Origin of the sequence: Nocardioides sp. (assembly GCF_024509035.1) — a bacterium.
Taxonomy (GTDB): Bacteria; Actinomycetota; Actinomycetes; order Propionibacteriales; family Nocardioidaceae; genus Nocardioides.
Genome location: NZ_JANINT010000040.1, coordinates 1 through 12,124, shown reverse-complemented (window position 1 = coordinate 12,124; position 12,124 = coordinate 1). Strand labels below are relative to the sequence as shown.

Here is a 12,124-nt window from a genome sequence, read left to right as displayed (position 1 = left end):
CACGACACCGCCGACGCCGACGTCCGGATGGCGCTCACCCAGGCGATCGACTTCACCGAGCTGGCCTCGGTCGCCACGGCCGACGCCGGCGGTCCGGCGACGACGTTCGCGGCCCTCGAGCCGGTCGCCTGCCCGGGCGACTCGATCGGCCCGGCGCTGCCGGCCCAGGACGTCGACGCCGCCAAGGCCGCCCTCGCCGGCAAGAAGCTCACCTTCCTCTACTCCAGTGCCGCGGGCAGCGCGCTGGCGGCGGCCGCCGAGCTCGCCGTCCAGCAGTGGGAGGCCGCCGGCGCCACCGTCACCGCCAAGGGCGTCGACGAGACCGCCCTGCAGGGTGCGATCTTCGGCACCGGTGACTGGGACATCGCCTGGGTGCCGCTCAACGTGAACAGCCCCGACCAGCTGGTGCCGTTCCTGTCCGGGCCGGGCCTGGCCGACGGGGGGACGAACTTCTCCGGCATCGACAACTCCGAGTACGCCGACGGCGTGGCCGCGGCCACCAAGACCAACGGCACCGAGGGCTGCGACTCCTGGCTCCAGGCCGAGTCCGCGCTGGTCGCGGCCGCGGACATCGTCCCGTTCGCCAACAACGAGGTGAAGACCTACGGCAACGGCGCCGAGTTCGACTACCCCGGGACGTTCATGCCCACCAGCATCCGCATGCTGGCGAAGTGAGCTGATCCATGACCCTGGCGAGCTCGGTCGCCTCGACGTCGGCCCCGCGGGTGGGAGTCCTCTCCCACCCGTGGGTCCGGTTCGGGCTGCGACGACTCGGTCGACTGCTGGTGTCCCTGTGGGTGCTGGTGACCGCGTCGTTCCTGATGATCCACCTGATCCCGGGCGATCCCGTGCGGGCGGCCCTCGGCCCGACGGCGCCGCCGGCGCTCGTGGCCGCGCGGCGCGCGGACATGGGCCTCGACGACCCCCTGCTGGTGCAGTACTGGCACTACCTGCAGCACCTGTTCACCGGTGACCTCGGGACCTCGATGATCTCCCAGCTGCCGGTCTCGCAGATCGTGTCGCAGCGGCTGCCCGCCACCTTGCAGCTCGCGCTGCTCGCCTTCCTCGCGGCGGTCGCCGTCGCCGTACCGCTCGGCGTCCTGATGGGCGTGCTCACCCGCCGCGGCCACGGCCGGCGCACGGAGCTGGCCTTCACCACCAGCAGCGTGGTCGTGGGCATCGTCCCGGACTTCCTGGTCGGCGTCGGGCTCGTCTACGTCTTCGGCGTCAACCTCGGCTGGTTCCCGGTGGCCGGCAACGCGACGCCCGAGGCCTACGTGCTGCCCGTGCTGTCGCTGGCGATCGGACCCGCCGCGATCCTGGCCCGCATCATCCGCGTCGAGATGGTCTCGGTCCTCGAGGCCGACTTCGTGCGCACCGCGCGCGCCAAGAGGCTGCCCGCCCGCGCGATCTACCTCGGCCACGCCCTGCCCAACGCCCTGACCGCGTCGCTCACCCTCGGTGGCCTGCTGCTCAGCGCGATGGTCGCCGGCACGGTCCTCGTCGAGAACGTCTTCGCCTGGCCCGGCCTCGGCAGCACGATCGTGTCCTCGATCCTCAACAAGGACTACCAGGTCGTGCAGGCGATCGTGCTCGTGTACGGCGTGGGCGTGCTGGTCGTGAACACGCTCGTGGACGTGGCGCTCGCGCTCATCGATCCCCGCTCGACGATCCGGGAGGACTGATCATCATGTGGCGCCGCTGGACGAGCGTGCTGCGCACCCCGCTGGGGGTGGCGGCCACCGCGCTGACGCTCGCGGTCCTCGTGCTGGCCGTGGTCGCGCCGATGATCTGGACCGACAACGCCAACGCCGTCGACACCGGCAACATCCTCGCCGGCCCCTCCGGCGACCACTGGGCCGGCACCGACAACCTCGGCCGCGACATCCTCTTCCGCACGCTGGTCGCGACCCGGCTCTCGGTCGAGCTCGCCCTGGCCGCCACCGCGATCGCGGTCGTCGCCGGGCTGGTCCTCGGCACCTCCGGGTTCCTGCTCGGCCGCCGCGCCGGGCGGCTGATCAGCGCCGGCATCAACATCGCGGTGGCGTTCCCCGGCATCCTGCTCGCGCTGTTCTTCGCGGTGATCTTCGGTGTCGGCGCCACCGGGGCGGTGTTCGCGATCGGCCTGGCCGGCGCTCCGGCCTTCGGTCGCCTGACGCACACGCTGGTCGCCGGCATCGAGTCGCGCGACTTCGTCTCGGCCGCCCGGATCGCGGGCGTCGGCAGGCCCCGCATCCTCGTGCGGCACATCCTCCCCAACATCGCCGAGCCGCTCGTCGTCAACGCCACGATCGGCGCGGGCGGCGCGCTGCTGTCGTTCGCCGGCCTCTCGTTCCTCGGCCTGGGTGTCCAGCAGCCCCACTACGACTGGGGGCGGCTGCTCTTCGACGGCATCAGCTCGATCTACGTCAACCCCGCGGCCGCGCTCGCCCCGGGCGCCGCGGTGCTCCTCGCCGGCCTGGCGTTCAACCTGTTCGGCGAGTCCGTCGCCAAGGGCCTCGGCGTCGGCGTCGTGGGCGGCATCCCCGCCCTCCCGCCGGCACCACCGGCGCTGGCCACCGAGGAGGTGTCCGTCGTCGAGGCGCACCACGAGGACACCGACCTGGTGCTCGACGTCCGCGACCTCGAGGTCACCTTCCCGGGCCGGCGCGGGCCGATCCGTCCGGTGCGCGGCGTGAGCTTCGGCGTCCGTCGCGGCGAGGCGGTCGGGGTCGTGGGGGAGTCGGGCTCGGGCAAGTCGCTGACCGCCCTCGCGGTCTCGCGCCTGGTCAGCGAGACCGGACGTGTGGACGCCTCGCGGCTCGAGCTGCTCGGCACCGATCTGCGCGCCTCGGACTCGCGGGCGCAGCGCCAGTTGCTCGGCACCTCGCTGGCGATGGTCTTCCAGGACCCGATGACCTCGTTCAACCCCACGCGCAGGATGGGCTCCCAGCTCGCCGAGGTCGCCCGCCACCACCAGGGCATGGACCGCCGCTCGGCGCTGGCGCGGGCCGTCGACCGGCTCCGGTCGGTGCGCATTACCGAGCCCGAGCGTCGCGCCAGGCAGTACCCCCACGAGTTCTCCGGCGGGATGCGCCAGCGCGCCATGATCGGGATGGGCCTGATGGGCACCCCCGCGCTGATCATCGCCGACGAGCCCACCACGGCCCTCGACGTCACCGTCCAGCAGCAGGTCCTCGACCTGCTCCAGGCGATCCGCGAGGCCGACGGCGTCGCGCTGGTGCTGATCAGCCACGACGTGACGGTCGTCGGCGAGGTCTGCGACCGGGTGCTGGTGATGTACGCCGGCCGGATCGTCGAGGACCTGCCGGCCGGCGCGCTCGCGACCGACGCCCTGCACCCCTACACCCGGGCGCTGGTCGCCGCGGTGCCCGACATGGACACCGACCTCGACCAGCCGCTGGCGGTGATCCCGGGCCGGCCCGTCGACCCCGCCGACGTACCTCCCGGGTGCGCGTACGCCGCCCGCTGCCCGCTCGCCTCCGCGCGCTGCCGCACCGAGGACCCGGCGCTGGTCGACGCGGTCCCGGGCCACCGGGTCGCCTGCTGGCACGCCGGGGAGCCGATCGACGTCGAGGTCGCCGACCGCGAGCAGGTGCGGGTCCCGTGAGCGAGCTGCGCTTCGACGACGTGACCGTCGCCTACGGCCACGTCACGGCCGTCGACCACGTGAGCCTCAGCGTGCCGCCCGGCCAGGTCGTCGGGCTGGTGGGGGAGTCGGGGTCGGGCAAGTCGACACTGGCCCGCGCGGCCGTGGGCCTCGCGCCGGTGAGCGGCGGGCAGATCCTGCTCGACGGCCGGCCGGTGCCCACCCGGGGCCGGCGACGCCCGCTGCAGATGGTCTTCCAGGACCCCTACTCCTCGCTCGACCCGCGGATGACGATCGGCGAGAGCGTCGCCGAGGCGCTCCCGCCGGGACACTCCCGCGAGCAGCGGCGCGCCGAGGTGGCGCGCCTGCTCGAGCTCGTCCACCTCGACCCCGGCAGGGCCGCGGTGCGTCCGGCGCTGCTCTCGGGCGGCCAGCGGCAGCGGGTCGCGCTCGCCCGCGCGCTCGCCGGTGACCCGAAGGTCGTCATCGCCGACGAGATCACCTCGGCCCTCGACGTCTCGATCCAGGGTGCGGTGCTCAACCTGGTGCGCGAGCTCCAGCGCGAGCTCGGCCTCTCGATGCTGTTCATCTCCCACAACCTGGCGGTCGTGCGCTACGTCGCCAGCCACGTCGCGGTCATGCGCGCCGGCGTCATCGTCGAGGAGGGCCCGACCGACCGGGTGCTCTCCGACCCCCAGCACGACTACACCCGTGAGCTGCTCGCTGCCGTGCCCGGCTCGCACACCCGCGAACCTTCCAGGAGGACCCCGTGACCCGCCGCATGCGCATCGACGACCTCACCGACCTCGCGGTCCCCTCCCAGCCGGTGCTCTCGCCCGACGGCGAGCGCGTGGTCTACGTGCTGCGCACGCTGGACCGCGAGGCCGACCGCAACGTCGACCAGCTCTGGACCGTGCCGGCGGCGGGCGGCACGCCCCGCCGGCTGACCGCGGGGCCGGACGACACCTCGCCGGTGTGGTCGCCCGACGGCACCCGGCTGGCGTTCCTGCGCGGCGGCCAGGTGCACGTGCTGGCTCTCGGGGGTGTCGAGGGCGGCGACCCCGAGCCGGTCACCGACCTGCCGCGCGGGGCCGGCGCGCCGTCGTGGAGCCCGGACGGGTCCCGCCTCGCCTTCACCGCCGCGGTCGACCCGACCCCCTCCGCTCCGGCGGCGGCACCGTTGGTCGCCTCGCGGCTCGACTACCAGGGCGACGGCGCCGGCAGGTACGGCGCGGTCCGCAACCAGCTGCACGTCCTCGAGCTCGAGACGCGCTCGTGCCGGGCCGTCACCCACGGCACCGAGCACGTCGGCCAGCCCGCCTGGTCGCCCGACGGCCGCACGCTCGCGTTCACCCGCAAGGTCGGCGCCGACAGCGACCTGACGTTCCGCACGGCGGTGCACCTGCTCGACGTCGACGACGCCAAGGCGCTGCCGCGCGTGGTCGCGCTCGCCGAGGGCGTCGCCGGCACGGTCTCCTTCGCCCGTGACGGCGCGAGCCTGCTGGTCGTGGGCCACCCGGGCGACCCGGTCGGTCACCAGCACCTGCTGCGGGTGCCGCTCGACGGCGGCGAGGCCGTCAGCCTCACCGGCCACCTCGACCGCAACGTGATGGCCGGCGGGCCGGCGTACCCCGGAGGGCGTCCGCAGGAGGACGGCGACGGGCGGCTGCTGTTCTGCCTGCGCGACCGCGGCTGCACCCACCTGTGGGCCCTGTCCGACCGGGGCGACGGCCCGGTCCTCGGCGGTGCCGGCCGGGTCGTCTCGGGCCTGTCGGTGGTCGGCGGCACGGCCGTCGTCGTGCTGGCCACGCCCACGTCGTACGGCGAGATCGTGGCGCTCGACCTGGCGACCGGCACCGAGACCGTGCTCACCGACCACGGCGCCTCGCTGGGGGACGTCCGGCTCTTCGAGCCCGAGGAGCGGACGTTCACGATCTCCGACGGGACCGAGGTGCACGCCTGGCTGGTGCGCGACCCCGAGCGCACCGGCCCGCGCCCGCTGCTGCTCGACGTGCACGGCGGGCCGCACAACGCCTGGAACGCCGCCGCCGACGAGATGCACCCCTACCACCAGGAGCTCGCCGCGCGCGGCTGGGTGGTGCTGCTGGTCAACCCGCGCGGCAGCGACGGCTACGGCGAGGCGTTCTACGACGGCGTCCAGGGCGCGTGGGGCGTCGCCGACCACCGTGACTTCCTCGAGCCGATCGACGCGCTGGTCGCCGAGGGCGTCGCGGACGCCGACCGGCTGGCGGTCACGGGCTACAGCTACGGCGGCTTCATGACCTGCTGGCTCACCGGCCACGACGACCGCTTCAAGGCCTGCGCGGCCGGCGGCGTCGTCAGCGACATGACCAGCATGTACGGCACCTGCGACGACGGCGTCTGCATGAGCTCCTACGAGCTCGGCGGCACCCCGTGGGAGCAGCCCGAGGCGTACGCCGCGATGTCGCCGCTGACCCGGGTGCACCAGGTGCAGACGCCCACCCTCGTCCTGCACGGCGCGGACGACCTCACCTGCCCGCTCGGCCAGGGCCAGCAGTGGCACACCTCGCTGCGTGGTCGCGGGGTCCCGACCGAGCTCGTCGTCTACCCCGACGCCTCCCACGCGTTCATCCTGCTGGGCCCGCCCTCGCAGCGGCTCGACTACGCGCACCGGGTCCTGGACTGGGTGGAGCGCTACACGCTGCACAACGGTCGGCCGCGCCTCGACATCGCCCACTGGCAGCGCCGGCTCGCGCGGCTCGCCGAGCGGCACGGCGTCCCCGGTGCCCAGCTCGGCATCCTGCGCTACTCCGAGGGCGCCCAGGCCACCGACGAGCTCGAGGTCGCGACGTACGGCGTCCTCAACGTCGACACCCGGGCGCCGGTCACCCCCGACTCGGTCTTCCAGATCGGCTCGATCACCAAGGTGTGGACCGCGACGGTGGTCATGCAGCTGGTCGACGAGGGGCTCGCCGACCTCGATGCGCCCGTCGTCGAGGTGCTGCCCGAGCTGCGGCTCGCCGACCCCGATGTCACCAAGCACGTCACGCTGCGCCACCTGCTCAACCACACCAGCGGCATCGACGGCGACGTGTTCACCGACACCGGCCGTGGCGACGACTGCCTCGAGAAGTACGTCGAGCTGCTCGGCGAGCAGACCCAGAACCACCCGCTCGGCGCGACGTGGTCCTACTGCAACGCGGGCTTCTCGGTGCTCGGGCGGGTGATCGAGAAGCTCACCGGCAAGACGTGGGACGAGGCGTTGCGCGAACGGGTCTTCATCCCGCTGCAGATGCAGCACGCGCTCACGCTGCCCGAGGAGGCGCTGCTGCACGCAGCGGCCGTCGGCCACGTCACCCAGGACGGGGTGAAGGCGACCGCGCCGATCTGGCAGCTGCCGCGCTCGATCGGTCCGGCCGGCCTGGTCACCGCCAATGCGGCCGACGTGCTGGCCTTCGCGCGCCTGCACCTCGCCGGTGGCGTCGGCCCCGACGGCTCCCGCGTGCTCAGCGAGGAGTCGGCCTCGGCGATGGCCGCCCACCAGGCCGACCTGCCCGACAAGCACTCCCTCGGCGACTCGTGGGGGCTGGGCTGGATCCGGTTCGGCTGGGACGGTCAGCGCCTCTACGGCCACGACGGCAACACGATCGGCCAGGCCGCGTTCCTGCGAGTGCTGCCCGACGCCGAAGGCAGGGGCGGCCTCGCCGTGACGCTGCTGACCAACAACGACGGCAGCCGCGACCTCTACGAGGAGCTGTACCGCGAGATCTTCGCCGAGCTCGCCGGCGTCGAGATGCCGCGCCCGCTCACGCCCCCGGAGCCGCCGCTCGAGGACCCCGCCGGTGCGATCGCGTCGTACGTCGGCACGTACCAGCGCGCCGGCGTGACCATGGAGGTGTTCGCGGGTGACGACGGGCCCAGGCTGCGCACGACGCTGACGGGCCCGCTCGCCGAGATGGTGCCCGACCCGGTCGACGAGCACGCGCTGGTGCCCTACGCGCCCGCCCTGTTCCTCACCAAGCCGCCGGAGGCGGAGACGTGGTTCCCGGTGACGTTCTACGAGCTCACCACCGGCGAGCGCTACCTCCACTTCGGCGCGCGGGCCACCCCGAGGGTCGGCTGATGGACCTGTCCCTGGACCTGGAGCTGGCGCTGGCCGACCTGCGCGAGCTCGTCGAGTGCGAGTCGCCGTCGACCGATCTGGCCGCGGTGGCCCGGTCGGCCGACGTGGTGGCCCGCATCGGCACCGAGCGCCTCGGCGTCGCGCCCGAGCGGATCGTCCTCGACGGCCGGACCCACCTGCGCTGGCGACTCGGAGACGGTCCCGCGCGGGTGCTGGTGCTCGGCCACCACGACACGGTGTGGCCCGTCGGCACGCTCGCGACCCACCCGTTCGGCATCGAGGGCGACGTGCTGCGCGGGCCGGGTTGCTTCGACATGCTCGCCGGTCTCGTCATGGCGTTCCATGCCCTGTCGGGCTTGGAGCTCGTGGGCGGCGTGACTCTTCTGGTCACCGGCGACGAGGAGCTCGGCTCCCCGTCGTCGCGCGAGCTCGTCGAGGACGAGGCGCGCGGGCTCGACGCCGCGCTGGTGCTCGAGGCTTCCGCCGGCGGGGCCCTCAAGACCGAGCGCAAGGGCGTCTCGCTCTACGAGGTCGTGGTGCGCGGCCGCGCGGCGCACGCCGGCCTCGAGCCCGAGGCGGGCGTCAACGCCACCCTCGAGCTGGCGCACCAAGCGCTCGCCGTCGCGGCACTCGGCGATGCGAAGGCCGGCACCACCGTGACGCCCACGCTCGCCCGGGCCGGCACCACCACCAACACCGTGCCCGCGGGCGGCTCGTTCGCGGTCGACGTCCGGGTCCGCTCGACCGCCGAGCAGGACCGGGTCGACGAGGCGATGCGGGCGCTGCGCCCGGTGCTCGACGGTGCCGTGGTCAGCGTGCTGGGCGGGCCGAACCGGCCGCCGCTCGAGGGCTCCTCGTCGGCCGAGCTGCTCGCCCGGGCGAGAGCGGTCGCCGTACGGCTGGGCCTGCCCGAGCCCACCGCGGTCGCCGTCGGTGGCGCGTCCGACGGCAACTTCACCGCAGGGGTGGGCACCCCCACCCTGGACGGCCTGGGTGCCGCCGGTGGCGGGGCGCACGCGGACGACGAGCACGTGCTGGTCAGCGAGCTCCCCGGCCGCACGGCGCTGCTGCGCGGGCTCGTCGAGGACCTGCTGGCCCAGCCGACGAACCGGCTCCAGACGACTGGTGCGGCACGACCATGACGCGCCCCGACAACCCGACCAGCATGGGGGCCGTGAGCAACCTGACCTCTCTCGGACCTCCCGTCGCAGCGGCCGACAGCCGCGCCGGCACGCACGTGGACGCCGACCTCGACCGCGCCGTCCAGGCCGCCGACGCGGCAGCGCAGGGCGCCCACGTCGCGGTCCGTGAGCTCACCGAGCTCGCCGACCTCGAGCGGGTCGTCGCTCTCTACGCCCGCATCTGGGGCCGCGACGCCAACCCGCCGATGACGCTGGAGCTGCTGCGCGCCTTCACCAAGGCCGGCAACTACGTCGGCGGCGCGTTCGAGGGCCCGGTGCTCGTCGGGGCATGCGTGGGGTTCTTCCACGCCCCGGCCGAGGACGCCCTGCACAGCCACATCGCCGGGGTCGCCCCCGAGACCGCCGGTCGCAGCGTCGGGTTCGCCCTCAAGCTGCACCAGCGCGCCTGGGCCCTGCTGCGCGGGATCTCCGAGATCGCCTGGACCTTCGACCCGCTCGTGAGCCGCAACGCCTACTTCAACCTCGCCAAGCTCGCCGCCGAGCCGGTGGAGTACCTCCCGAACTTCTACGGCGCCATGGCCGACAGCATCAACGGGCTCGACGACTCCGACCGCCTGCTGGTGCGCTGGCGGCTGCGGGACCCGGCGGTCGTGGCCGCCTGTGCCGGGGCCGGCGTGTCCGCGGTCGCGGCCGACGAGATCAGCGCCGGTGCCGCCGTCGCCCTCGGGATGTCCGAGGACGGCACGCCCGTCCCGGGCCGCCTCGACGCGCGCACGTCGCTGGTGGCGGTGCCCGCCGACATCGCCGCGCTGCGCGTGCGCGACCCCGAGCTCGCCCAGCGCTGGCGGAGCGCGGTGCGTGAGGCGCTCACGGCGCTGGTCGCCGACGGCGCCCGGGTCACCGGCTTCGACCGCGAGGGCTGGTACGTCGTACGGAGGACCTCGTGAAGCTGGAGGGCGTGGAGCTGCGGCGCATCACCATGCCCCTGGTCTCGCCGTTCCGCACCTCGTTCGGCACGCAGACCGCCCGGGAGCTGATGCTCCTGCGCGTCGTCACCGACGAGGGGGAGGGCTGGGGTGAGTGCGTCGCGATGCCCGACCCGCTCTACTCCTCGGAGTACACCGAGGCCTGCGCCGACGTGCTGACGCGCTTCCTCGTGCCCGCGCTCGCCGCGTCCGGGCCCCTGGAGGCGACGGCCGTGGCCGAGGTGCTGGAGCCCTTCAAGGGGCACCGGATGGCCAAGGCGGCTCTCGAGATGGGCGTCCTCGACGCCGAGCTGCGAGCGGCCGGGCGGTCCTTCGGATCGCAGCTCGGGGCCACCCGTGAACGGGTGCCCTGCGGGGTCTCGGTCGGCATCATGGACAGCGTCCCCGCGCTGCTCGACGCCGTCGGCGGCTACCTCGACGAGGGCTACGTCCGGATCAAGCTGAAGATCGAGCCGGGCTGGGACGTCGAGCCGGTGCGGGCCGTCCGCGAACGGTTCGGCGACGACCTGCTGCTGCAGGTGGACGCGAACACGGCGTACACGCTCGGCGACGCCCCACAGCTGGCGTTGCTCGACCCCTTCGACCTGCTGCTCATCGAGCAGCCGCTCGAGGAGGAGGACGTGCTCGGTCACGCCGACCTCGCGAAGCTCATCGCCACGCCGGTGTGCCTCGACGAGTCGATCGTCTCGGCTCAGTCGGCCGCAGCCGCGATCCGCCTCGGCGCCTGCGCGATCGTCAACATCAAGCCCGGCCGGGTCGGCGGCTACCTGGAGGCCGTCCGCATCCACGACGTCTGCGTCGAGGCCGGCGTCCCGGTCTGGTGCGGCGGCATGCTCGAGACCGGTCTCGGCCGTGCGGCCAACGTCGCCCTGGCCGCGCTCCCGGGCTTCACGCTGCCCGGCGACACCTCGGCGTCGGGGCGCTACTACCGGTCGGACATCACCGAGCCGTTCGTCCTCAACGACGGCCACCTGCCCGTCCCCACCGGCCCGGGTCTCGGCGTGCTGCCCGACCTCGACGCCCTCGCCGAGGTCACCACCGCCACCACCTGGGTGCCGGTCTGAGGCCGCTGCGCTCGCAGTCGGAATCCCCGGTGGACCGGGGATCCCTCCGCTTGTCAGGAGTTGCAACGGGCGACAAGCGCCAGTTTCCCCGGTGGACCGGGGGTTCCGACGCCGGCACCGGCTCCAGGCACCTGTCGACCTGAACCAACACGAGCATGGATCTGGTGCAGTCGGACAACGTAGGCTCGGCCCACTGACGCCTAGTGTCGAAAGCGTGCTGACCGCGATGACCACCGCTCCGAGCGCCCGGCCGCGGGCCAGTCTCGGCCGGGTCCTCGACGACCTCGGGGCCACGCTGCTCGACCTGGTGTACGGCGACCCCGACGCGGGCCACGACATCGGCGGCGTGGTCATCCACGACCCGGTCGACGAGCCGGTGCTGCCGGCGCACGCGCTGGTCCTCGGGGTCGGTCTCGACGACCCCGACCAGGTGGCGACCCTCCTGGGCGAGCTCGGGCGGCAGGGGGCCGCCGGGCTGGTGCTCCGGGCACCGGTGCGGCTGACCGACCAGCTCACCAGCGCGGCCGACGCGAGCGGGGTCGCCCTGCTCGCGCTCAGTCGCGGCGCGCCGTGGGCCCACCTGGCGGCGATGCTGCGCTCGCTCCTCGCCGAGGGCGACGTCGGCGTCGCCGAGCCCGAGTCGCTCGGCGGGCTCCCGTCGGGCGACCTGTTCGCGGTCGCCAACGCGATCGCCTCGCTCCTCGACGCGCCGATCACGATCGAGGACCGCAACTCCCGGGTGCTGGCGTTCTCGGGCCGGCAGGACGAGGCCGACCCGTCGCGCGTGGAGACGATCCTGGGCCGCCAGGTGCCGGAGCGCTACGCCCGGATGCTCAACGACCGCGGCGTCTTCCGCGACCTCCACCGCAGTGACCGTCCGATCTACATCGAGCCAGGAGAGAGCGAGGACGCCTTCTCGGTGCCGCGCGTGGCGGTCGCCGTCCGGGCCGGCGACGAGGTGCTCGGCTCGATCTGGGCTGCGGTCGCCGGTCCGCTGAGCGACGAGCGCACCGAGGCGCTGTGCGACGCCGCGAAGCTCGTCGCCCTCCACCTCCTACGGGTCCGCGCCGGTGCCGACGTCCAGCGCCGGCTGCGCGCCGACCTCCTCAGCTCGGCGCTCGAGGGCGGTGCCGGAGCCCGCGAGGCGCTGGAGCGACTCGGCCTCGCCGGTCAGCCGCTGATGGTGCTCGCGGTCGCGGTGCCCGACGCCGGCGACGACCCCGCGCCGGCCGACGGCG

General features: G+C 74.0%; 8 protein-coding genes and 1 pseudogene. All 9 read left to right on the top strand.

Annotated features, from left to right (window positions below; all coding sequences use genetic code 11):
- A partial coding sequence (locus tag Q0L15_RS03835) for an ABC transporter substrate-binding protein (protein ID WP_296602369.1) occupies positions 1-675 on the top strand: 675 nt, incomplete at its 5' end.
- Between the two features lie 8 nt (positions 676-683).
- Entirely contained in the window at positions 684-1,685 is a 1,002-nt protein-coding gene (locus Q0L15_RS03830; RefSeq protein ID WP_296602368.1) for an ABC transporter permease, read from the top strand.
- Positions 1,686-1,690: 5 nt separating this feature from the next.
- Positions 1,691-3,610, top strand: a complete 1,920-nt coding sequence (locus Q0L15_RS03825; RefSeq protein WP_296602365.1) for a dipeptide/oligopeptide/nickel ABC transporter permease/ATP-binding protein — start codon at positions 1,691-1,693, stop codon at positions 3,608-3,610.
- Positions 3,607-4,362 (top strand): ATP-binding cassette domain-containing protein, encoded by a 756-nt coding sequence (locus tag Q0L15_RS03820; RefSeq protein ID WP_296602363.1) that lies wholly within the window; start codon positions 3,607-3,609, stop codon positions 4,360-4,362. Before Q0L15_RS03825 ends, Q0L15_RS03820 begins: the two co-directional genes overlap by 4 nt.
- Entirely contained in the window at positions 4,359-7,694 is a 3,336-nt protein-coding gene (locus tag Q0L15_RS03815; protein WP_296602361.1) for a serine hydrolase, read from the top strand. Before Q0L15_RS03820 ends, Q0L15_RS03815 begins: the two co-directional genes overlap by 4 nt.
- Positions 7,694-8,836 (top strand): M20/M25/M40 family metallo-hydrolase, encoded by a 1,143-nt coding sequence (locus Q0L15_RS03810; RefSeq protein WP_296602359.1) that lies wholly within the window; start codon positions 7,694-7,696, stop codon positions 8,834-8,836. The genes Q0L15_RS03815 and Q0L15_RS03810 overlap by 1 nt, the downstream gene beginning before the upstream one ends.
- 32 nt (positions 8,837-8,868) lie before the next feature.
- The gene (locus Q0L15_RS03805; RefSeq protein WP_296602358.1) at positions 8,869-9,783 is read left to right on the top strand and encodes a GNAT family N-acetyltransferase; all 915 of its coding nucleotides are present in this window, start codon (positions 8,869-8,871) and stop codon (positions 9,781-9,783) included.
- A complete protein-coding gene (menC, locus tag Q0L15_RS03800; protein ID WP_296602357.1) occupies positions 9,780-10,886 on the top strand; it encodes an o-succinylbenzoate synthase in 1,107 nt (368 codons plus the stop codon). The genes Q0L15_RS03805 and menC overlap by 4 nt, the downstream gene beginning before the upstream one ends.
- Positions 10,887-11,100: 214 nt before the next feature.
- Positions 11,101-12,124 (top strand): annotated as a pseudogene (locus Q0L15_RS03795) (PucR family transcriptional regulator); the annotation flags it as partial.

What these genes read in the sequence shown, in the direction of transcription:
- Q0L15_RS03830 (WP_296602368.1), top strand. Translation starts at nt 684, where the DNA reads ATGACCCTGGCGAGCTCGGTCGCCTCGACGTCGGCCCCGCGGGTGGGA.
- Q0L15_RS03825 (WP_296602365.1), top strand. Translation starts at nt 1,691, where the DNA reads ATGTGGCGCCGCTGGACGAGCGTGCTGCGCACCCCGCTGGGGGTGGCG.
- Q0L15_RS03810 (WP_296602359.1), top strand. Translation starts at nt 7,694, where the DNA reads ATGGACCTGTCCCTGGACCTGGAGCTGGCGCTGGCCGACCTGCGCGAG.